The sequence below is a fragment of the Aquirufa sp. ROCK2-A2 genome (assembly GCF_054558485.1).
On record NZ_JBPXKA010000003.1, the window covers coordinates 320,676 to 344,739 of the forward strand.

General features: G+C 36.1%; 16 protein-coding genes and 2 tRNA genes. 10 read left to right on the forward strand and 8 right to left on the reverse strand.

Annotated elements, in window-relative coordinates; genetic code table 11:
• Positions 1 to 97: 97 nt before the first annotated feature.
• The 5 genes from V7S76_RS06915 to V7S76_RS06935 are packed head-to-tail and all read left to right on the forward strand — an operon-like array spanning position 98 to position 8,859.
• Positions 98 to 1,501, forward strand: a complete 1,404-nt coding sequence (locus V7S76_RS06915) for a glycoside hydrolase family 30 protein (RefSeq protein ID WP_459509330.1) — start codon at positions 98 to 100, stop codon at positions 1,499 to 1,501.
• Between the two features lie 2 nt (positions 1,502 to 1,503).
• Positions 1,504 to 2,865, forward strand: coding sequence for a Gfo/Idh/MocA family protein (locus V7S76_RS06920; protein ID WP_459509331.1), 1,362 nt, complete (start codon positions 1,504 to 1,506; stop codon positions 2,863 to 2,865).
• 18 nt (positions 2,866 to 2,883) lie between these two features.
• Complete coding sequence (locus V7S76_RS06925) at positions 2,884 to 4,278, forward strand: sialate O-acetylesterase (RefSeq protein ID WP_459509332.1); 1,395 nt, start codon at positions 2,884 to 2,886, stop codon at positions 4,276 to 4,278.
• A 9-nt stretch (positions 4,279 to 4,287) separates the two neighbouring features.
• Positions 4,288 to 6,774, forward strand: coding sequence for a PIG-L family deacetylase (locus V7S76_RS06930; RefSeq protein WP_459509333.1), 2,487 nt, complete (start codon positions 4,288 to 4,290; stop codon positions 6,772 to 6,774).
• Between the two features lie 3 nt (positions 6,775 to 6,777).
• Positions 6,778 to 8,859: a penicillin acylase family protein gene (locus V7S76_RS06935; RefSeq protein WP_459509334.1), complete on the forward strand. Its 2,082-nt coding sequence runs from the start codon at positions 6,778 to 6,780 to the stop codon at positions 8,857 to 8,859.
• Positions 8,860 to 9,248: 389 nt separating this feature from the next.
• Here the strand turns inward: V7S76_RS06935 and V7S76_RS06940 are convergent, their stop codons facing one another.
• The 4 genes from V7S76_RS06940 to V7S76_RS06955 are packed head-to-tail and all read right to left on the reverse strand — an operon-like array spanning position 9,249 to position 13,070.
• Complete coding sequence (locus V7S76_RS06940) at positions 9,249 to 10,094, reverse strand: 3-hydroxyacyl-CoA dehydrogenase (protein WP_459509335.1); 846 nt, start codon at positions 10,092 to 10,094, stop codon at positions 9,249 to 9,251.
• Positions 10,084 to 11,130 carry a phosphotransferase family protein gene (locus V7S76_RS06945; protein WP_459509336.1) on the reverse strand — a complete coding sequence of 349 codons (1,047 nt, stop codon included), beginning with the start codon at positions 11,128 to 11,130 and terminating at the stop codon, positions 10,084 to 10,086. Before V7S76_RS06945 ends, V7S76_RS06940 begins: the two co-directional genes overlap by 11 nt.
• The gene (locus tag V7S76_RS06950) at positions 11,127 to 12,302 is read right to left on the reverse strand and encodes an acyl-CoA dehydrogenase family protein (RefSeq protein ID WP_459509337.1); all 1,176 of its coding nucleotides are present in this window, start codon (positions 12,300 to 12,302) and stop codon (positions 11,127 to 11,129) included. The genes V7S76_RS06945 and V7S76_RS06950 overlap by 4 nt, the downstream gene beginning before the upstream one ends.
• A gap of 9 nt (positions 12,303 to 12,311) precedes the next feature.
• The gene (locus tag V7S76_RS06955; RefSeq protein ID WP_459509338.1) at positions 12,312 to 13,070 is read right to left on the reverse strand and encodes an SDR family NAD(P)-dependent oxidoreductase; all 759 of its coding nucleotides are present in this window, start codon (positions 13,068 to 13,070) and stop codon (positions 12,312 to 12,314) included.
• A gap of 73 nt (positions 13,071 to 13,143) precedes the next feature.
• Between V7S76_RS06955 and V7S76_RS06960 the strand changes: the two genes are divergently transcribed.
• Both V7S76_RS06960 and V7S76_RS06965 read left to right on the forward strand, forming a co-directional pair.
• Positions 13,144 to 14,109 (forward strand): zinc-dependent alcohol dehydrogenase family protein, encoded by a 966-nt coding sequence (locus V7S76_RS06960; protein ID WP_459509339.1) that lies wholly within the window; start codon positions 13,144 to 13,146, stop codon positions 14,107 to 14,109.
• 11 nt (positions 14,110 to 14,120) lie between these two features.
• Positions 14,121 to 15,317, forward strand: coding sequence for an alpha/beta hydrolase family protein (locus tag V7S76_RS06965; protein WP_459509340.1), 1,197 nt, complete (start codon positions 14,121 to 14,123; stop codon positions 15,315 to 15,317).
• A 67-nt stretch (positions 15,318 to 15,384) separates the two neighbouring features.
• On the opposite strand, the gene V7S76_RS06970 is transcribed toward V7S76_RS06965, so the two are convergent.
• The 3 genes from V7S76_RS06970 to V7S76_RS06980 form a co-directional block, all read right to left on the reverse strand.
• Entirely contained in the window at positions 15,385 to 15,708 is a 324-nt protein-coding gene (locus tag V7S76_RS06970) for a hypothetical protein (protein ID WP_459509341.1), read from the reverse strand.
• Between the two features lie 122 nt (positions 15,709 to 15,830).
• Positions 15,831 to 15,903 (reverse strand) — tRNA-Lys (locus V7S76_RS06975).
• Positions 15,904 to 15,946: 43 nt separating this feature from the next.
• Positions 15,947 to 16,022, reverse strand: a tRNA-Lys gene (locus V7S76_RS06980).
• A gap of 134 nt (positions 16,023 to 16,156) precedes the next feature.
• On the opposite strand from V7S76_RS06980, the gene V7S76_RS06985 reads away from it, so the two are divergent.
• The 3 genes from V7S76_RS06985 (at position 16,157) to V7S76_RS06995 (ending at position 21,260) form a co-directional block, all read left to right on the forward strand.
• Complete coding sequence (locus tag V7S76_RS06985) at positions 16,157 to 16,894, forward strand: hypothetical protein (protein WP_459509342.1); 738 nt, start codon at positions 16,157 to 16,159, stop codon at positions 16,892 to 16,894.
• Positions 16,895 to 17,016: 122 nt separating this feature from the next.
• Positions 17,017 to 18,486: a DUF1501 domain-containing protein gene (locus V7S76_RS06990; RefSeq protein WP_459509343.1), complete on the forward strand. Its 1,470-nt coding sequence runs from the start codon at positions 17,017 to 17,019 to the stop codon at positions 18,484 to 18,486.
• Positions 18,483 to 21,260, forward strand: coding sequence for a DUF1553 domain-containing protein (locus V7S76_RS06995; RefSeq protein ID WP_459509344.1), 2,778 nt, complete (start codon positions 18,483 to 18,485; stop codon positions 21,258 to 21,260). The genes V7S76_RS06990 and V7S76_RS06995 overlap by 4 nt, the downstream gene beginning before the upstream one ends.
• A gap of 1,660 nt (positions 21,261 to 22,920) precedes the next feature.
• On the opposite strand, the gene holA is transcribed toward V7S76_RS06995, so the two are convergent.
• Positions 22,921 to 23,967 (reverse strand): DNA polymerase III subunit delta, encoded by a 1,047-nt coding sequence (holA, locus tag V7S76_RS07000; protein ID WP_459509345.1) that lies wholly within the window; start codon positions 23,965 to 23,967, stop codon positions 22,921 to 22,923.
• Positions 23,968 to 24,064 lie beyond the last annotated feature (97 nt).

Sequence of the window (24,064 nt, forward strand, 5' to 3'; positions counted from 1 at the left end):
GATTTAGATCAAGAATGGGGAAGGCTTTTCCCCATTCTTCATTTAAGAATTACAATTTATTTCCTATATTTAGATTCTTGTTTGAACCTATTACAATATGAATCTCCGATTACCTAAAATACTTCTAGCAGTACTTGTATATGCATGTATTTTACCAAGTATTTCTTCAGCGCAATCAAACATTCAATCTTGGGTAACAAGTGCTAGAGATCAGAAATTTCTTCAAGAACAAGGTGCTCAACAATTTTCATCTACTCCATTTCCGAATCTAAATACCCTAGAAACATTCCCTGATAAACGATTCCAAAAAATTGATGGATTTGGATTTACTTTGACAGGTGGAAGTTCCTCTTTAATTTATCGTTTGCCTACATCTATTCGAAAAAATCTTTTGCAAGAGCTTTTTGGAAATGGTCCCAATTCGATTGGCATTTCCGTTTTAAGAATCGGAATTGGAGCAACTGATTTAGATTCTGCGGTTTATTCCTATGACGATTTACCCAATCAAAAGGAAGATTTAGCATTAAGGTATTTCAGTATTCAATCGGAAAAGCGTTTTCAGATCCCCTTGTTAAAAGAAATCTTAAAAATTAATCCAAAGCTCAAAATCATTGCTACGCCTTGGAGTCCGCCTACATGGATGAAGGATAATGCATCTTCAAAAGGTGGACAATTAAAACCCCAATATTATTCCGTTTATGCCGCTTATTTGGCCACATATATTCAGTCCATGCAAAAAGAAGGCATACAAATTTTTGCGATGACTCCTCAAAATGAACCATTAAATCCAGATAATAATCCAAGTCTTTATTTTCCTGCCAATCAACAAAATGAATTTATCAAACATCATTTAGGTCCAATATTTGAAAAAAAACAGCTACAAACTAAAATATTATTGTTCGATCACAACTGTGATCATCCGGAATATGCCATTGAAATCCTCAATGACCCTGTCACTCGAAAATATGTAGCAGGTTCTGCTTTTCATTTGTATGGCGGTGATATTCGTGCCATGTCTACCGTACGAAAAGCTCATCCCGATAAAGATGTTTATTTTACCGAACAATGGACGGGTATCAAAGGAGATTTTGAAGGTGATTTTATGTGGCACTTGAAAAATGTCATCATCGGAGCAATGAATAATGATGCAAAAACCGTTTTAGAATGGAATTTGGCCAATGATACCGCTTGGGGTCCACATACACCGGGCGGATGTTCTGAATGTTTAGGTGCTTTAACCATTTCCGATAAAATTCAAAAAAATGTGGCTTATTACATCATCGCTCAAATTGCCAAATTTGTACCCGCTGGTTCTGTTAGAATAGAAATGTCTCTACCTAAAGGTTTTTTGGGCACTGCATTTATTCGTCCAGATAAGAAAAAAGTAATTTTATTATTGAATGAAGAGGAATCACCCCAATTATTTCAACTTAAAAACAAGCATAGTTACCAAAAATTAAGCATTCCAGCTAAATCAGCAATAACCTATTTAATCAATTGAATATGAACTCATTCAACATTAATCGTAGAAATTTCTTAAAAGGAGCAACCTCCCTTTTGGCATTAAGTCAATTTGGCGCCTATGGATTGGATTTAATTCATCCCAATAAACCTTTAAAAGTGGCATTGATCGGTACGGGATGGTACGGTAAAAGTGATTTATTTCGACTGATGCAAGTGGCTCCAGTAGAGGTAGTAGCTCTTTGTGATGTAGATAAAAATCAATTGAACGAAGCTGCTAGACTAATATCGGAAAGAACCAAATCCAATAAAATTCCTCGCTTGTATGGTAATTACCAAAAACTACTAGCTGAAAATGAATTGGATATGGTGTTAATTGGTAGCCCAGATCATTGGCATCCATTACAAATGATTGATTCAGTGAAAGCTGGGGCGCATGTATATGTTCAAAAACCTATTTCAGTCGATGTATTGGAAGGTGAGGCCATGGTTGCAGCAGCGAAAAAATACGGCAAAACGGTACAAGTTGGGACTCAAAGAAGAAGTACTCCGCATTTGGTGGAAGCAAAAAATAACATCCTCGACAAGGGATTATTAGGTAAAGTCGCACATGTGGAAATGTATTGTTACTACCATATGAAAAATAATAGTAATCCGCCTTTACAAGCCGTTCCTGATCATTTTGATTATGAAATGTGGACGGGTCCAGCACCTTTAAGACCTTTTGATGGCCTACCACATACTTCTTGGTGGAGAGCCTTCATGGAATATGGAAATGGTATCATGGGAGATATGTGCGTACATATGTTTGATCAAGCCCGATGGATGCTAGGTCTAGGGTGGCCAAAGAAAATCAGCTCAGAAGGAGGGATTTATGTGCAAAAAGGCGGAAAATCCAATATTGCGGATACTCAAACCGCTGTTTTTGAATACGATGGTTTAAATTGTGTTTGGCAACATCGTTCTTGGGGAAGCTCAGTAGATAAAGATTATCCATGGGGAATAACCATTTATGGAGAATTAGGGACATTGAAAATGAGTCCGATGAGCTATGACTTTATTCCACAAGGAAAAGGGGAAAAAATTCATCAAGATTGTGTGTATGAAAGAGAAAAATACCCAGAAGATGTAACAGAAAAAAGAATTGAGATTCACGCTGCTCCAGCCACTCGAGCGCATTTTTTAAATTTCTTAGCAGCCATCGATCAGAAATCAAAACCAATAGCAGACATAACAGAAGCTCATATTTCAACCGCAAGTTGTATTTTAGCCAATTTATCCATGAAATTAGGCCGGCCTTTAGTTTATGATCCTATTTTAAAAATTATTCCAAATGATCCAGAGGCTACCCAATTATTGGCTAGAGAATACAGAGGTCCTTGGAACAGAAAAATGTTATACTAAACTAAACTAAACATAACTATGAAAAAATACCTTTTAATAATTGGATGCATCCTTGCACAATTCTCAGCCTTGGCTGATGTTCAACTTCCTGCCATCATTGGCGATCATATGGTTTTGCAACAAAAAAGCAAAGTGAGATTATGGGGTTGGACAACCACTCCAAGTGAAACAGTGAATGTAAAAGTTTCATGGGATACAACTCATTTTAAAGCCATTGCTAAATATGGTCATTGGGTTCTAGAGGTAAATACACCGTCAGCATCTGAAAATCAAAGCATTCAAATTTCTGGATCAAAAAATACCCTACAGATTTCAGATGTGCTAATAGGAGAGGTTTGGTTATTTTCTGGACAAAGTAATATGGAATGGAGCGGTGATCAAAGTTTGCAAGAATCCTTGGATGAAATGCCCAATGCTACCAACAAAAGTATTCGGTTCTTTTATATTCCAAAAGCCACCGCAGATTATCCTCAAGAAGATTTAAGAGCAAGATGGGTCGTTTGCAATCCGGAAGCCATGAAATCATTTTCAGCCATTGGTTATTTCTTCGGGAAAAAAATCAATGAAAAACTGGGGGTCCCGATGGGATTGATCAATTCCAATTGGGGAGGTACACCAGCCGAAGTTTGGGTACCACAAGATAAAGTTTTAGGTAACCCCAAATTGGTAGAATCTGCCAAAAAATTGCAAACATTTGATTGGTGGTCAAGCCGTGCTGGCGATAATTACAATGCCATGATTGCGCCCATTTTGAATTATCAAATTGCAGGCGTATTATGGTACCAAGGAGAAAGCAATGTGAGTCAATATTCCACTTACACCGAATTAATGAATGAATTAATCCTTTCATGGAGAGCGGGATTCAATAAAAATCTACCTTTTTATTTTGCTCAAATCGCCCCATATGATAAATATCCAAGTAATTTAGGTGCTAAATTACGTGAGGCCCAAACTAGAAATTTGGCATTAGAAAATACAGGAATGGTCGTATTAACCGATTTGGTTCCAGATGTCAGCAACATTCATCCGACTCAGAAAATTGAGGTAGCCAATCGTTTCGCCAATTTAGCTTTGGTGAAAACTTATGGACAATCAGCCGGACCGATGATGTATCCTAAATATGACAGACATCGCGTAGAAAAAGATAAAATCCGAATATATTTCAAGGAATTGGGAGGAAAATTAATGACCAAAGATGGGGCTGAGCCTAGCCATTTACAAATTGCTGGAGATGATCAAAAATTTTATCCTGCTAAAGGTAAAATAGATGGTAACAGTCTGGTTGTTTATTCCGATCAAGTACCTAATCCTGTAGCAGTAAGATATGCATTCAACAATATTGACATGCCCAATTTATTTAGCAAAGATGGATTACCCCTTAATTTGTTCAGAACAGATAATTGGGAAAACTAATATTTACTTATGAAAAAATTCCTTTTAATTAATCTTTTTGCCTTAAATCTGTATTCCACATTTGCTCAACAAAAGAGTAGTGCTCAATTATACGAAGATTTAAAAGCGATTCAAGTGTTAGGCACGGTTTTGCACGTTGCGGCACATCCAGATGATGAAAGCACCAATGTATTAACATGGTTTGCCAGAGATCAACATTGGGAAACCAATTATTTTTCATGCACCAGAGGTGATGGAGGGCAAAATTTGATTGGAGATGAACAAGGAATTGCCTTAGGTTTAATTAGAACTCAAGAATTATTAGCAGCAAGAAGGCTAGATGGTGCTCATCAGTTTTTTTCGCAAGCCATCGATTTTGGTTTTTCGAAATCAACGGATGAAGCGCTTAAAATATGGAACAAAGAATTAATTCTTTCCAATTTGGTCTATGTGATTCGAAAAACTAGACCCGATATCATGTTTACCCGTTTTCCTCCTGATTCTAGAGCGGGACATGGGCAACATTCTGCCTCTACGGTATTGGCTATTGAAGCATTCAAAGCTGCTGCAGACCCGAATCGTTTTCCTGAGCAATTAAAAAATGGAATAACTGTTTGGCAAGCCAAAAGGTTACTTTGGAACACATTTCGATTCCCAGGATCAGCCAATTCCACCATATCTGAAGATCAATTCAAATTTGAAATAGGAAATTTTATACCAGCGCTTGGACAAAGCACTGGCGAACTTGCAGGTTTGAGTAGAAGCCAACATAAAAGTCAAGGATTTGGATTCGCCATTGATCGTGGAAAAACAACTGAATATTTTGTGACCTTGGGAGGAGATAGTCCAAAAACACATATCCATGACGGAATAAATACTTCTTGGTCTCGAATCTATCAAGGACAAGCCATTCAAGAAGATATTGATCAAATCATTCAGAACTTTAAAATGGATCGACCTTATTTGAGCGTTGAGGCCATGATTAATCTGAAAAGAAAGGTTCAAGGTATTTCAGATCCATTTTGGAAAAAGAAAAAATTGGAAGAAATAAATCAATGGATTATCCAAGCATCATCTATTTACTTCAGTGCAAATACCGACAAAGGAATGGTTGCCAAGTCGGATACTTTAAAAGTAAAACATGAATTCATTGTTCGTACCCCCATTAAAATTGACAATTTATCGTTTAAAACACTGAAAGAGGATACAACTTATTCCAATAAAGTAGCTGCTTATAAAAAAGTCAATTGGACCAAAAACATTGCCGTAGGTGATCAAATTAGTCAGGCCTATTGGTTGGAAAAAATGAGACAAAAAGGTCATTTTGGAAATGATAATCCAGAAAAAATAGGTCAAGCAGATGTAGATCCTGCCATTATCAGTACAGCTAGCTTTGCTATTTTAGGTGAACATTTTGAGATTAAAAAACCGGTTCAAGAATTGATCATTGATCCTGTAAAAGGAGAATTAAATCAGCCCATTGCGATCACACCGAAAACAACATTTAGTATTATTCCCAATATATTATTGTTGCCCAAGGGATCTAAAGCCAAAAAATCAACTCAAGTTGTCATTACAGCATTGAGTAATCTATCACCAGGGAGAATTCGAATTTTAAACAATGAAAACAAAGAATTTGGTGTATTTAACATGACCAATAGTTTACACAAAGGTGAACGATTATCCATTCCTTTGCAGTTTTCTGAATCGGATTTAATCCAAGATGGCAAAATAACATACAGCTTTCAAGTAGAATTTGATACCCAAAAAGGTCGTTGGACAGATTCATTGGAATTGCAGAAGATTTCTTATGACCATATTCTAACCCAACGTTATTATAACAAGGTTTTATTGGAAGTTATTCATACTGATTTTGCCAAAAAAGGTAAACTGATTGGTTACATCAAAGGAGCAGGGGATCGTGTTCCTGAAGCATTAAGTCAAATGGGCTTTCAAGTAAAAATGTTGAATGAGACCGATCTGAAATACGAAAATTTAAAAAATTACGATGCTGTCGTTGCAGGAATTAGAGCCTACAATACCTTGGAATTTATGCCAAATGCCTATCAAGATATCATGAAATACGTAGAAAATGGGGGCAATTATGTGGTGCAGTACAATACAGCGAGTTTCTTAGGTCCTATGAATGCTGAAATGGCACCGGTTCCTTTGAAAGTAGGTAGAACTAGAATCACCGATGAAACCGCTAAACCGGAATTTATATTGCCTGAACATCCGGTCTTTCATCAGCCGAACAAAATCACTTTTGATGATTTCAGCGAATGGGTTCAAGAAAGAAGTATTTACAATGGCGTTTCCGAAGATCCTAGCGTGGAATTTCCTTTGGGATTTACGGATCCAAAAGAAGCTTCAGACAAAGGAAATATTGCTTTCATTCATTTCGGAAAAGGTCGATTCATTTATACCGGTTTAGTCTTTTTCAGAGAATTACCAGCGGCAGTCCCGGGCGCGTGGCGTTTATTTTCCAATCTCATTTCCAATCCTAACAGTAAATAACCGATGAATTTTAAAGCACTATTTTTGCTTGCCATACTTATTCAATCATTTTTAACATTTTCCCAAAATGTTCAAATTCCAAAAATAAATGTTGAAAAAATCAACATCGCCCGAGATGCTTACGGTGTCCCACATATTTTTGCACCAACCGATCCCGAAGTTGCTTACGGATTAGCCTGGGCTCATTCGGAAGATGATTTCAAAACCATTCAAACCCTAATTCTAACTGGTAAAGGTAAATTAGGAACCTATTTAGGAAAAAAAGGTGCACCAGTCGATTTTGTTTTTGGTCTTTTGAATACTCGAAAAGTAGTTGATGAGCAAATTAAATCCATGGACCCTAAATTTTTACAACTACTTCAAGGTTATTTAAAGGGTCTTGAGGCTTATGGGCTTGCTCATCCCAAAGAAGTTCTCAACAAACATGTTTTTCCCATTGCTATTGAAGATTATATCGCAACAACCATGTTCTCAGTAGCTGTATTTTGTGGAGTAGATCGGACATTACCCAAAATTTTGAATGGTAGTATTCCTGAATTGGAAAATTTAAAAGGGGAAGGTAGTAATGCTTTTGCCATTAAATCGAACAAATCAGCCAGTGGAGAACCCATGTTGGTCATTAATGCTCACCAGCCAATTGAAGGAGCTACCGCCTTTTATGAAGCGCATTTGCAATCGGAAGAAGGTTGGAATATTTTGGGTGGATTATTTCCTGGCGGTCCTTTAATTTTTCATGGAGTAACGCCTAATTTGGCTTGGGCACATACCGTAAATATGCAAGACAAAATCGATGTATATCAATTAGAAACGGACAAAAAGCACCCTAACCAATATAAAGTAGATGGAGAATGGTTAAGTTTGGAAAAGAGAAAAATCAAATTACAAATCAAAGGAATTCCATTTCCAATTTCTAAAATGGCTTATGTTTCCATCTATGGTCCTACTGTAAAAAGTCCAAATGGAACTTATTTTTCTTTGCGATTGCCTTCTTTAATGGACGCAGGTGCTTTGCAACAGTGGTATGCCATGAATCGATCAACCAATCTGAAAGAATTCAAAACAGCTTTGGAACAAAATCATTTGGCCATGTTTAATATTATGTATGCCGATAAAGAAGATAATATTTTTTATGTTTCCAATGGTAAAATGCCTTATCGCAATCCTGATCCTAAATTTCAATGGAGCAGTACTTTGCCAGGAAACACCAAGGCAACTTTATGGACAAAGTTCAAGCCCTTTAGCGAATTACCTCAAATGTTAAATCCTAAAGCAGGATATTTATTTAATACCAATCATTCGCCATTTATGGCCACGGCCGAAAATGAAAATTTAAATCCATCAAATTTCGACAAAAACGATGGTTATGAAACCTATCACAATAATCGAAGCAGAAGAGCGAAAGACCTCATTGATACCTATGAAAAAATTTCCTGGGAAGATTTAAAGCGCATCAAATTTGATCAACAATTACCAAATAAAATTCTCTATCCATATGGCATTAGTGCCGACTCCTTGTTCTTAGTCAATGAAAATGATTACCCTCAATTAAGTTCAATCATAAAAGAATTGAAAAATTGGAATCATGTGGCCTCCGCGGAAAGTAAAGGTGCATTGATTTATAATTTGGCCTATTATTACATTCCAAAAACATTTGGCAATGAAAAAGGTAGCCACTTAAGTATCGCTCAAGCTGTTCAAACCTTTCAATATATACATGATTTTCTCATGAAAAATTACCAAAGAACGGATATTACGTTGGGAGATTTTCAACGCCTAGTTAGAGGAAATGAAAATTGGCCACAAGGTGGAATGCCTGACGTTTTAGCCGCAGTAATGTCGGATCAAATGGATGAAAAACACCGTAAAATGGTTTCAGGTGATGCCTATATTGGATTTGTTCGTTTCCCAAAAGATGGTTCACTTCCCATCATTGAAACAGTCAATACATTTGGTGCAAGTTCCCATCCTGAATCCACCCACTTTGCAGATCAAAGAGCTTTGTATCAAGCTCAAAAAACGAAGCGGATGACTTTGGATAAAAATGAGATATTAAAATCAGCGGAGAAAGTGTATCATCCGAAATAAATCATACCTCATAATTTATTTCGTTTCTTTCGCCGGATTAACCGCAAATTCATTTACAAGAACTAAAAATTAATAACGTTCACTGATCTCGGTTACTGAGCTTGCCGAAGTCTTAAACCCAAAAGCGTTAAATAAAGAGCGAAAATATGTAAAACTTTGTGCCCTCCGTGTTAAAATGAATGGTTTAACACAAGGGACACAAAGATTATTAAATCCATCTTCTACGGATAGAATATTTTCTCAAAAGGATTTCAACCCTTAATTCGCATGATTACTTTTACCTATTACCTATTATCTATTACCTATTACCTATTACCTATTACCTTTTACCTATTACCTTTTACCTATTACCTATTACCTTTTACCTATTACCTTTTACCTATTACCTATTACCTATATTTATAAAACCCTTCTCCCGACTTTTCCCCTAATTTCCCAGCATCGATGTAGGTTTTTAAGAGTTCCGCAAAAGCTTGTGAAGCGGGATCTGGGAGCGTGTGGGTAACGTGCCAAGCGGTATCTAAACCAATGCTGTCTAATATACCAAAAGGTCCCATAGGCATATGGAAATTGACCATCCAAGATTTATCAATATCCTCTACAGATCCAATTCCTTTGGTTAATAATTTACCAGCGGCACCAATGCAAGCTAAAAGCATGGCATTAAAGATGTAACCATGGTTTTCTTTATGAACAAAAACCGGAACTTGGTTAATGGATTTTCCAAACTCTTCCAAAATAGGAACTAAGCTTAAATCAGTTCCTGGATGCGGCATAATATCCACCACTCGTGAATAAAAAACATCATGAAAATGCAAGGCACAGAATTTTGTAGGTCGACCGCTAATTTCAGCGAATTGCGATGGCAACATGTAGGATGAATTAGTTGTAAAAATTGTTTTAGAAGGTGCCATTTTTCCAAATTTTGCCCAAACATCCTTTTTTACCTGTTCATCTTCTAAGACACTTTCATTGATGATATCTGCATCCAAAACCGCCTCCGAAGCATCCAAGGTGAAAAATATACGTGTTAAAGCAAGTTGAGAGTTTTCACTTGAAATCAAATGACTTTTCTCTAATTGTCCCAAAATTTTCAACATCAATTTCTTCGAAGATTCAAAAGCCTCCTCTTTAATATCATAAATTCGAACCTGATAGCCAGAAATGGCACATTGCAAGGCAACTCTTGTACCTAAGGTTCCAGCACCCAAAATGCAAACATTTTTAATTTTCATGGTATATTTTCTTAGTTTGAATACTTCTTTGAGCCAAGGTTCCAAAAGCTCTAACCACCTTAATTAACTCACCAAAACGAGGATCATTCGCGAATCCTTGAGAAAATCGTTGATAGATTTGCTGGGCAATGGCCGCTACTTTAAAAACCCCAAAAACATAATAAAAAAGAATTTGATCAATATCTAGACCACTGCGAGTAGCATAATATTCCACCACTTCTTTCCGTGTGAAACTTCCTTTTAAATGACTTAAACTGAACATTTTTAATTCTTCGACATCTTCCTCTTCTGCCCAATAGGCTAATAAGGTGCCTAAATCCATCAAAGGATCACCTACTGTAGCCATTTCCCAATCCAACACAGCAACAATTTGTGGATTTCCCCAACTATCTAATACCAAATTATCAAATTTAAAATCGTTGTGAATGAATGAAATGTTGGTAGGGTGAGTTGGTAAATTATCCATCAACCAAAGAGCAGCATTTTCTAAAGTTGGGATTTCCTCCGTTTTAGCTTTTTCATACCGACCAATCCATCCTTCAACTTGCCTCCTTACATATCCTTCGGGCTTTCCCAGATGAATCAAACCCGATTCAGTTAATTCCAATTGATGAAGTTCAATGAAACTATCCAAGGTATTAATGGATAATTCTCTAAAAAATTGGGCGTCTAAATCTTGTCCTTTAGGTAATTTATTGCGCAAAATCTCACCATGCACCTTTTCCATTAAGAAAAAGGGTGCCCCAATGATATTGGTATTTTCACATGCCAAGATGCCTTTAGGAGTCTTGGAGTAAGAGGCTTTTTCCAAGGCTTTCAAAACGTTAAACTCGCGAAGCATATCGTGCGCTTTGCTAATTTTTGAACCCAGAGGGGGTCTTCGCAAAACCACTTCTTGTCCGTCGATTTGCAACAAATAGGTTAAATTGGAAAATCCACCTTTGAATTGTTTCCATTTGATTTCCTGGCAATCGGGAAAACCATTTTCCAATAAATATTCCCTCAAAGAATCAATTTCCTGGTTTCCTAAACTCATTTGGATTGATAAGACTTTAAAATATATTTTGCCAAAACAGTTTTATGAACTTCATCCGGTCCATCGTAAATACGAGCCCCACGTTCATGCCTATACCAAAAAGAAAGAAGTGTGTCATCTGTAATTCCGTAAGCGCCATGCACTTGAATAGCCCTATCCACCACTTTCATTAAAACATCAGACACATAAAATTTGATGGTAGAAATATCTACTTTTGCAGCCTTGGTACCTACCGTTTCTATTTGATTTGCTGTATCTAAAACCATTAAACGGGCTGCCTTAATTTCAGCATAGCTTTCAGCAATCCAATTTTGAATAGTTTGCTGGCTCGCCAAGGATTTATGAACATCTAACTCTCTGCTTAAAGCTCTTTCACACATCATTTGCAATACCCTTTCACAAATACCAATCCAACGCATGCAATGATGAATTCTACCAGGGCCTAATCTTTCTTGTGCCAAAGCAAATCCTTGACCTTCTTCTCCAATCAAATAACTAATAGGTACCCGACAATTCACAAATTCAATTTCACTATGCGATAAATAATCTTCGCCCACATCACCCATAATGGGGATGTTACGAATTAAGCGATACCCAGGTGTATCCAAAGGCACCAAAATCATACTTGCTTGTTGGTATTTATTCTCAGCATTAGGATTGGTTACTGCCATAACAATCGTAAAACTTGCTCCATCAGCAGCAGTGGTAAACCATTTATGGCCATTGATAACCCATTCATTACCATCTTGAAAAGCGGTTGTAGATAGATGAACAGGATTACTTCCTGCATGTTCAGGTTCCGTCATGGCAAAACAGCTACGAATTTTGCCTTCTTGCAATGGTTTTAAATACTTGGATTTTAAATCACTATTCGCAAACCTGTGCATCAACTCCATATTGCCAATATCAGGCGCTTGGCAATTGAAAACATAATGGCCCATCGGACTTTGTCCTAAAACCTCAGAAATCCTCGCAAATTCAAGCAAATTTAAACCTAAACCACCTTCTTCTTTGGATAAATGAGGAGCAAATAAACCCTTTTCTTTGGCCAAATTCCTTAATTCATTTAATCGAGGCAATTGAGCTTTAAACGAACCATAAATTGCACCCATCTCAATGGGATAAATATAAGTTTGAATAAATGCTTTGTACTGATTAACTAATTCGTTCATGTTTATTTATTAAATAGTTAAACCTCCATCAGCTGTGATGACGGAACCCGTTGTGTATTTGGCCATTGGTGAAGCCAAATACAAGGCTGCAGAAGCTATCTCTTCAGGACTTCCCATACGTTTAATGGCTAAGCCTTTGAGGACACTTTTTAAGATTTGATCATTGCTCCATAGAGCCTCTGAAAATTTGGTTTTGATTAATCCTGGACAAATAGCGTTTACTCGAATTTGATCAATTCCCCATTCCTTGGCATAGGCTTTTGTCATGGATATCAAAGCGGCCTTGCTAACACTATAAATTCCTAAACCCGCCTCAGGAGAAATTCCGCCCACTGAACTAATATTGATAATCGAAGGATTGGAAGATAATTTCAAATAGGGATAACAAAGGTTCATCAAATGAAATGGCGCTTTAACATTTACTTGCATGATTTTATCAAATGCATCTAAAGTCGTTTCTTGAATAGGACCAAAAACGGGGTTGGTGGCAGCATTATTGACTAAAATATCAATTTGACCAAAATGATCAATGGTTTTTTGGACCAAAGATGATAATTCATCCATTTTGGCAACATGACATGCGATTCCAATCACCTCCAAACCATTGCCACGCATATCGGCAGCTATTTCATCGAGTGTCACTTGATCCCGACTGCTGATAATAACTTTTGCACCCGCCTCCGCAAAAAATTGTGCAATACTTAAACCTATCCCTTTACTTGCTCCTGTAATTAAAGCAACTTGACCTTTTAAAGTATTTGAATTCATTTATAAAATTTTTAAACAATTTAAAGATTAAATATGGTAATATTGCCAATGTAAATAATTAAAATTTAAACGAATGAAACAAGTTGTATTTCACCAATACGGTAAACCAGAAGATGTTCTCGTGTTAGAAGAGTGTTCAAAACCCTTACCTCAAAAAGGGGAAGCCCTCATTCGAATAAAAGCAAGAAATATCAATCCATCTGATTTGATGTTCATTCAAGGCTTATATGGTATTCAGGCTCAATTACCCAGCTCTGCAGGGTTTGAAGCCATGGGTGAAATTGAAGAAATTGAAGAAGGGCAGATGTATCCAAAAGGAACAAGGGTCATGTTCACCGCAGCGGGTACTTGGAAAGAATATATTTGTTTGCCTGTTCAGCAATTAATTCCAGTGCCCAAAAACATGAGTGATGAAGTAGCTTGTCAAGCATTTGTAAATCCTATTACAGCTATGGGCATGTTGGAAAGTAGTGGATTACAAGCAGGCCAATACCTAATAATTACTGCAGCAGCCTCCTCATGGGGAAAAATGGTCATTCAGATGGCTGCGCAAAAAGGTATAAACGTCATTGGAACCATACGTAATGATGAGCAAAAAGCAACTTTAATGGATCTTGGAGCAAAATTAATTGTCAATGTAGAAAAGGAAAATTTATTTCAATCCTTAAAAAGTCTAGGCATAAAAGGAGTAGATTCCATTTTTGATGCAGTAGGAGGAAAGCTCGGAGCTGAAACACTGAATTGCTTGAATAAAGGGGCAACCATGTGGGTTTTTGGACTTCTCAGTCTTGAACCAATTCCACTAAATTCTGGAATTCTAATTTTCAAAGACCTGCAAATAAAAGGATGGTGGTTGAGCACCTGGTGGGAAAATTTAGCGAAAGAAAAAAGGATGCAAGTTATTCAAGAACTTTTCCAACTTTTGGGATCAGATCAAATCAGATTGGATATAGATGCTACTTTTCCTCTGGATCAATACAAAGAAGCATTGGCAGCTTATCAAACCAAAGGAAGAACTGGTAAAATATTAATTTGTTAAGGCATTTGATTATGAAAAGGATGACAATAAATAGGAGAAATTTTACACAAAAATCACTTTGGAGTCTGGGAGCTACATTTCTTCTTCCGAATATTTTAACTAGTCTAAATTTAGATGAAGTAGAACTTTGCCGAGGTAAATTTTTTACAGAAGAACAAGGGAAAAAGTTTTTGAAGGATCATACACCCAAAAATCTCACTGAGTGGCAAACGAGAAGAAAAAACATTAAAGCCCAAATTTTATCGGGCTTAGAACTCGATAAAATGCCCGCGCCTGTCAATTCCCAACCAGTGATTCATTCACTCAAACAAATGGAAGGTTATACAGTCGAAAATGTTTATTTCGAAAGTTTGCCCGGTGTCTATGTTTCGGGAAACTTATATAAACCTACCCAAAAAAAAAGTCAGTATGCTGGAATTTTATGTCCGCACGGACATGATTCTGCCAAAGAAGGTCGAAAAAGGGAACAAGCTCAAAAACGCTGTGCAAGCTTAGCACGTATGGGTGCTGTCGTTTTTACATGGGATATGATTGGATATGGCGATTCCAAACAATGTAGTCATGATTTGAAAAAAGCTCTCAAATTGCAAGTAATCAATGGAATTAGGTGTATCGACTTTCTACTAAGTCAAGATAAGATAGATAAAAATAGAATTGGAATAACAGGTGAGTCGGGTGGGGGTACCCAATGCTTTTTACTAACGGCATTGGATGAACGAATAAAAGTTTCAGCGCCAGTCGTAATGATTTCGTCCTTCTTCTTTGGTGGTTGTAACTGCGAAAGCGGAATGCCTATTCATAAAAAAGGTAGTTACCAAACCAACAATGTTGAAATTGCAGCATTAATGGCACCCAAGCCGATGTTAATGGTTTCAGATGGTGATGATTGGACAAAATTTACTCCAGATGTAGAATATCCATTTATGAAACATATTTATCACTTATATGGACAAGAAAAACAAGTGGAGAACGTTCATTTAGCCTTGGAAAAACATGATTATGGACCTAGTAAGCGCAAAGCGATGTATCACTTTATGGCCAAGCATTTAAAATTAGATTTACAATCGATTCAAAACGATAATCATGAAATAGATGAAAGCAAATCCAAGCTTTTAACTGCCGAAGATTTATCAGCGTTTAATCAAGAACACCCATTGCCCCTTAATGCGCTTATTGGAGATCCAGCTATTGATCTAATATTAAGGTAAAAAGACCTCAGAATGCAAATTAAGAGTGAAAATATTCAATCGCCTTTAGCAATGACTTCTGAATGAATTAGATATTAGATAATTTCCGATGTTCAAATTTCACATCTAAATCCTTCCAATATTCCTCTTGAATATGATGAAATTTTCCATTTGAGTTGAAAATCAGAATATATTTTGTCAAAGTATCGTCAATTTGTACTTTAATGAATTCATCATTTTTATCTAAAATAACAATTTTCATGGAATCAAAATTTTGTTTTAATTCTGATAAAGTTAAATTTTTCAAATCTCCTAACTGACCAAATTGGCTAACATATGGTTTTTTAAGAGGGAAAATCTTAAATAGTAAGTGCTGAAATACAGCCTTTATTGATTGAGAAAAGGTTTTCATTATGATTATCTAGAACACTAAAATTTGTCCTAAATATATAAATAATTCCATACTAATCTGTACTTAGTAAATGAAAATTAGGTGAAAAACCAAGAAATTGTGTGAATTGAATGAATTTGAAGTGATCCCGCTGGGATTCGAACCCAGGACCCATACATTAAAAGTGTATTGCTCTACCAACTGAGCTACGGAATCATATATGTAAATAAATAAAAAAACCACCTTATTAGGTGGTTTTTGGTGATCCCGCTGGGATTCGAACCCAGGACCCATACATTAAAAGTGTATTGCTCTACCAACTGAGCTACGGAATCATCAAGCTCGCGCTTGTATATAAATTGGTTCACTCAGGAACCGAAGGGAAGTTTAGCCACTGGCCAACTTCAGCTTGCAAAAGAGCAACTTTTTTCCCTTATTGCGGTGCAAAACTAAGACAGTTTTTTGAAATATGCAAGCAAGTCATCTAAATAAAATTATATTTTTTATCTTTTTTTCTTTTGTAATCATACAACAAGCTAATTCCCAAATAGATAGAAAACAACTCGCTAAAGCTGATTCTCTTTTTAATTCCAATCGTTTACTGGAGGCAGAAAAATTATATCACCCCCTTTTAGTAAACAATAGTAACCAATCCGAAAAAATCAAATTACGTTTGGCATATATAGCCAAAGTGAAAAATGATTGGTTAAAAGAATTGTATTTCTTAGCTAGTATTCAATCCAAAGAAGCAAGCCAAGGTATCGCCAAACGAATGGAAGAAATAGGCGTCAACCATGACTTAAGTGGTTATGAAATTAATTGGAAAAATCAGCTATATTGGCTCTATTTTAGTAAATATCCCTTCATACTCGGAATTTTAGTATTTCTAGCCATTTATGTTTCCCTCATTTTCATTCATAAAAAAAATCAAAATAAACCCATCAAACTATTCCATCTAATTTCATTATCCTTCTACCTGCTTTTTTTAGTAGCATTTGCAAATTTTCCTGATTATTTAAACTTTGGAATCGTAATGAACGATAAAACCTATTTGAGAGATTTTGCTTCATCTGCTGCACCCATTAAAAAGACTCTCAAAAAAGGTAGCCTAATTACTTATTGGGGCAATAAAGACATTTGGGAAAGATGCTTTTTTGAAGGAGAATTCGGTTTTATTAAATCCGATAACTATTTGAAAATTAATTGAGAAGGTTTGTGAAGAGAGATGAGAGATGAGAGAAGATATTTTATTTGGCTTAACTGAAATCTTTACGTAAAAATTGGAAAAACTCCTGAAAATCCATTAATTTCCTGAAAAATCTCTAAACCTTGAAAAATATTCTACAAGAAGCACTTGAAAAGGAAGCCTTATTTGCTACAAGGCGTCATTTTTTGTCGCAAATTGGCACCGGTTTAGGATCATTGGCCTTTGGAACAAGCCTTTTGAATTGTTCAAACCCCTCGAAAATTTCTGAGTCGAATCATCGACTACCTAAAATTGCTCCACATTTTGGTAAAGCCAAGTCGGTCATATTTTTACACATGGCAGGGGCACCCTCACAATTAGAATTATTTGATTATAAACCCACTTTGGCCAAATTTGATGGAAAAGAATGTCCCAAAGAATTAATAGAAGGAAAAAAATTCGCATTTATTAGAGGAATTCCCAATCTATTAGGCCCTAAAGCCAAATTTGACCAATTTGGTCAAGCAGGTCATTGGTTTTCAGATCATATACCTCACATCGCCACACAATCCGACAAAATAACATTTTTGAAGGGTATGTATACTGATCAATTTAATCACGCTCCTGCTCAATTATTAATGCATACAGGCTCTGCTCGTTTGGGAAAACCTTCGATGGGATCTTGGGTGAGTTATGGACTAGGTTCGGAAAATGAAAATTTACCAGCCTACGTCGTCCTTGCTTCTGGTGGCAAAAACCCTGATGCGGGTAAATCGGCTTGGGGGAGTGGTTTTCTGCCGTCCATTTATCAAGGAGTACAATGCCGATCAGAAGGTGAACCTGTTCTTTTTATCAAAAATCCTGATGGGGTTAATGCTGACATAAGAAAATCAAGTATCAATACCATTAATTCAATTAATGAAGAAACTTTTAAGGAATACGGAGACCCAGAAACCGTTGCAAGAATCGCCCAATATGAAATGGCCTACAAAATGCAATCTTCCGTTCCTGAGGTTATGGATATTTCCAAAGAACCCAGCTATATCCAAGATTTGTATGGTACTCAACCTGGAAAAGAATCCTTTGCAAATAACTGCCTATTAGCCAGAAAATTAGTTGAACAAGGTGTCCGATTTGTCCAATTATTCGATTGGGGTTGGGATACGCATGGTAACGTCAAAGATGGTTCTGTCGATTGGGGTTTACGTCAAAAATGTATGCAAACAGATCAAGCAGTTTCTGCACTTTTGATTGATTTAGAACAAAGAGGATTATTGGATGAAACCTTAGTGGTATGGGGAGGCGAGTTTGGTCGAACACCCATGCAAGAAAATAGAGAAGGTAAAAAACAAGCCTATTTTGGAAGAGACCATCATACGGATGCTTTTACCATGTGGTTGGCTGGAGGAGGTATCAAAAAAGGCTTCTCTTTTGGCGAAACGGATGATTTGGGCTATTCAACTATCCAAGGAAAAACATCTGTTTATGACCTACAAGCCACTATTTTACACTGCTTAGGATTTAATCACGAGGAATTCACTTTTCCTTTTCAAGGAAGAAATTTCCGATTAACAGATGTTTTTGGGAAAGTTATTAAACCCGTTTTGGCATGAAAATTTGGCAATTGGCCATTCTTTTTACGGCCTTTTTATTGACGAATTGTACCTACTTCCAAGAAAATAAGGAAACGGTAGATTATAATTTACATGTCAAACCTATCCTCAATAAAAATTGTATTTCTTGTCACGGAGGTGTCAAAAAACAAGGTGGATTTAGTTTACTTTTTGAGGAAGAAGCTAAAGGCATTACTAAATCGGGTAAACCTGCCATTATCCCTGGTCATCCAGAAAAATCAAGCTTCATTCAAAGACTTCATAGCAAAGATCCAGAAGAAAAAATGCCCTATCAAAGACCTGATCTAAGTCAGGCCGAAATAGAAATTTTAACCCAATGGGTCAAAGAAGGTGCCAAATGGGGAACTCATTGGGCCTATAAAAAATTAGAAAAGCCGGACGTTCCTGGACAAAATTTTTGGTCAAGCTTTTGGAAGAAAATAGGTTTAGGCTCATCTTGGGAAGAAAATGACTTGGATTATTTTGTCTCCGAGGAGCATCGTCGCCTACAATTAAATCATTCTACAAAATCAGAAAAATCCGATTTGTTAAGAAGAGTCTATTTCGATCTAATAGGTTTACCACCTAATGCAAAAGAATACCAAGAATTTGAAAAAGATAACCGTTCTAATGCCTATGAATTGCAAGTAGATAAATTACTGGCTTCACCGAAATTTGGAGAGAAATGGGCAAGTATGTGGATGGATTTAGCCAGATATGCCGACACCAAAGGCTATGAAAAAGACGATGGTAGAACAATATGGAAATACCGCGACTATATTATTCAATCCTTTAATTCGAACAAACCCTATAATTTGTTTATCAAAGAACAATTAGCGGGAGATTTATTACCCAATCCCAAAGAGTCCGATTATATAGCAACAGCCTTCCATCGTAATACGACCAACAATGATGAAGGAGGTACAGAAGATGAGGAATTTAGAACTGCAGCCATTTTAGACCGAGTGAATACAACTTGGGAAGTTTTACAAGGCACTAGTTTTAATTGCGTCCAATGCCATTCACATCCTTATGACCCTTTCAAGCACGAGGAATATTATCAATACATGTCCTTTTTTAATAATACGAGAGATGAAGATATTCCAGATGACTCGCCAAATTACAGACATTTTAGTGCCAGTGCCAATGGAAAACTAGACAGCTTGCAAAATTTTCTAAAATCTTTGCCTGCAAAAGAGCAAAAAGACTGGTTAAATATGGTTCGTTTTGTGGAACCTAAAATTCATCCACATTGGGCCGATGAATTTGTAAAGGCAGCTTTATCAGACAATAAATACTTAGCTCCGAGTAACGGTGGTTCTGTCAGATTCAAAGCTGTTCCATTAAATAATAAAACGAATTTATTGATAGCCTGTAGAAACAACGGACCAGCGCCTACGTATGTAAAAATACATGTTGGAAAGTTGAATGGTCCCGTCATTGCAAAAATTAAACTAGATACTACTTTACAAGAAAAATATGCAAAAGCCAAAGGTTATTGGGTAAAAGGTTGGGCATATGTATTTTTTAAAATTCCTAGCTTTCCGGGTAAACAAGATTTGTATTGGGAATTTAGTAATTCCAAAACCAAGCCTGAACAAACCACGGCCACCATTTCATTTTGGGCCCTAACACCTGAAATTCCAACCAATTTAAAACATACGAATTTTCCAAAAATTGCCTTTCAATTAATCCAAACACAAGCCGAACTTACTACACCAGTTCTATTGGAAAATCCTTTGGAATTCCATAGACCAACCAAAGTTTTCATTAGAGGATCCTGGTTAAATCAAGGTAAAAAGGTAGAAAGAGCCATTCCAGCCATATTTAAACAAAATAACATCAAAGACCGCCTCGAGTTGGCGGATTGGATGGGTGGAGAATCCAATCCTTTAACTTCCCGTGTGGCGGTAAATCGATTTTGGGAACAATTATTTGGAACGGGAATCGTAGAAACCTTAGAGGATTTAGGTTCTCAGGGCATTTCTCCGAGTAACCAAGCACTATTGGACCATTTAGCTTATGTATTTCAATATCGAATGGGTTATCGACCGAAAGAGATATTGAAATACATGGTTATGTCAGCTACTTATCAACAAAGCTCTAAAATTTCAACAGAAAATTTAGAAAGAGACCCTTCGAATAAATACTTAACTAGAGGACCTCGAATTAGACTTAGCCCTGAACAATTGCGGGATCAGGCATTGGCTTGGTCAGGATTATTGTCGAATAAATTAGGTGGACCAAGTGTGATGCCAGAGCAACCGGATGGGATCTGGAATGCGCCATACAGCGGAATGCAATGGAGAAAAAGTGATGGAGAAGATCAATGGAGACGATCTTTATATACCTATTGGCGCAGGAGTAGTCCATATCCAACCATGGTTTCATTTGATGCTGGAACAAGAGATATATGCTTATCTAGGCGTATTCGTACAAATACACCCATGCAGGCTTTGAACACCTTAAATGATCCCGTTTTTGTTGAAGCAGCAACATTTTTCGCCAGAAAGTTCCCAAAAATTACGGGTGAAGAATTTATTCAAAAAGCTTACCAAACGATGTTTGGTAAATCCATACCAGCAAACAAATTGAGAATTTTGAATCAATTTTATCAAAATACGCAAAAACATTATTCGGAAAATAAACAGGCTAGTAAGGAATTTTTACGTTGGTGTCCTGATAATCATTGGCCCAAAAATACAGCTGAATACATTTCTAAATCATTGACTGCCAATATTTTATTTAATTTAGATGAGAGTGTGGTTAAGTAATATTGTTGTCAGGTAATAGGTATTAAGTAATAGGTATTAGGTAATAGGTAATAGGTATTAGGTTTTAGGTATTAGGTAATAGGTAATGGCACATTTTTCTCTTTCTCTCTTCTCTTTTCTTCCTTGAGTTAAATAGGGGATATGTTTTTAACACAATAGACACAAAGATTATTCAACCCGACTACTAAGGATGTTTCATTGTAATCGCTCACAGCCACCTTTTGCAATCACAAAAAAAAAATTTTTTGTGATTTATATAATCTGGTCTTTAATGGTTAATCCGACGAAATAAATTATGAGGTATGAATTATGAGTTATGAATTTTAAAAACGCTCATAATTCATACCTCATAATTAAATTGATTCGTCTTGGAATAACTTGAAGAATTTAAGTTTTTTTGTTTCTTTTTTTCTAAAAAAAAGAAATGCCTTAGAAAAAGAATTAGCCAATAAATTGCAATGCTTTATGGAATGTTGAGATAATAATGAATATTTTAACTCTTAATTCACATTATTACCTATTTCCACTCTTTTCTTATCTAAAATCATCTCATCCAATAATTTTATCAAACAACTGAACTAGTAAAGTTTTAAATTGCAGGGGGTAAGGGGCCCCATTTCCCCTTAAAAATTGGTCATCATAATAGCTAATTGAAAACTGATATTTTTAATAAGTAACTCGATTTATTCGTGCTACTATAGAACTTTCATACTTCGACAAGCTCAGTAATTGAGATCAGCGAACGTTATTTATTTTTAGTTCCTATGAATGAATTTGCAGTTAATCCGACGAAAGATTTGAGCGAAGCGGTAGGCGGAGCTTTGACAATGCGCATGGGCGATGTGCGTCAGGGTCAAAGAAAATAGCCGATAGCGAAGTGAAAATCGGGCCGCTTGCGGATTCGTCTTGGAATAACTTGAAGAATTTAAGTTTTTTTGTTTCTTTTTTTCTAAAAAAAAGAAATGCCTTAGAAAAAGAATTAGCCAATAAATTGCAATGCTTTATGGAATGTTGAGATAATAATGAATATTTTAACTCTTAATTCATATTATTACCTATTTCCACTCTTTTCTTATCTAAAATCATCTCATCCAATAATTTTATCAAACAACTGAACTAGTAAAGTTTTAAATTGCAGGGGGTAAGGGGCCCCATTTCCCCTTAAAAATTGGTCATCATAATAGCTAATTGAAAACTGATATTTTTAATAAGTAACTCGATTTATTCGTGCTACTATAGAACTTTCATACTTCGACAAGCTCAGTAATTGAGATCAGCGAACTTTATTTATTTTTAGTTCCTATAAATGAATTTGCGGTTAATCCGACGAAAGATTTGAGCGAAGCGGTAGGCGGAGCTTTGACAATGCGCATGGGCGATGTGCGTCAGGGTCAAAGAAAATAGCCGATAGCGAAGTGAAAATCGGGCCGCTTGCGGATTCGTCTTGGATTAACTGGCAGAATTTAAGTTTTTTTGTTTCTTTTTTTCTAAAAAAAGAAATGCCTTAGAAAAAGAATTAGCCAATAAATTGCAATGCTATATGGAATGTTGAGATATTAATGAATATTTTAACTCTTCATTCGCATTAATAGGTAAAAGGTAGAAGTTTGTGTTGAAGGGAGCTTATCATACTTCTACATCATTTTACATGTTAAATCAATTAATGTAAAATCATAAAACTCAAATCCAAAATAATATCACGGTCAGAAACATTTTTACCAATCACTCCTTTCATTTTCAAATCCGCATTTTTGAGTTCCTCTAATATTCTTACCACTTTCCCTAAAGAATAATTCTTTCTTGCGGTCGTATAATCACGAACAAAATAAGGATTTAAGCCTGTTTCTTTGGCTATTTCTGCATCGGAAATATTGCCTAAATCATGTACTTGAAGGACTTTAGAAAAGAAATTATACAACAAGATAATCATGGGTGCTACAGGATTTTGTTTGGAATTCTCTGCAAAGTGAAAAGCAATTTTTTGCGCTTTTTCCACATTCTTGTTCAGCATCGCCTTTTGAAATTCAAAAAAATTATATTCCCGGCTAATTCCAATAAATTTTTCCACCTCAGCAGATCCAATTTCGGAACCTGCTGGTACATTTACCATCAACTTATTGGCCTCAAATGCCATTCTTTTTAAATCAGATCCCACATAGGTTACCATCATCTCCAAAGTATCTGGTTTCATGGTTAAATTGGCTGAAGCTAAATAATCTTTTAACCATTGAGCCACTTTGTCATCACTGATTTTCTTAGAAGCAACAATAATACCGTGCTTTACTAAAGGAGCAAATAATCTGGATTTATCCGTCAGTAAATTTTTAATCGTAAAAACCAAAAGGGTAGAAGGTGTAGGGTTGGAGCAATAATCTTCGAAGGCTCGCCATTCTTCATCCGCTTTATCTTTAGCTGGTGCTTTCCCTTTACCCATATTTTCTAAAAAAATGGCCTCTTTAACGATAATTACTTGTTTTTCAGCCATCATAGGGAATCGTCGGGCATAAGAAACAACTGACGCCATGGAATGATCTTTCCCAAATAAAACGAACTGATTAAAACTTTGTTCGCTCGGATTTAAGACATTATTTTCAAAGGATTCTGTTAGCTGATCAATAAAAAAAGGCTCATCTCCATGAATCAAATAGATAGGAGCAAGTTTGTTTTGCTTAATATCTTTTAATACCTCTTGAACACTTTTGATCATAGCAATTCCATTTAAAAATCAGAAGTACAAAACTAAACAAAAGCTTACGGTTGCAAAAATTATCTAGGAATTAACGTCTAGATTATCAATTTAATCC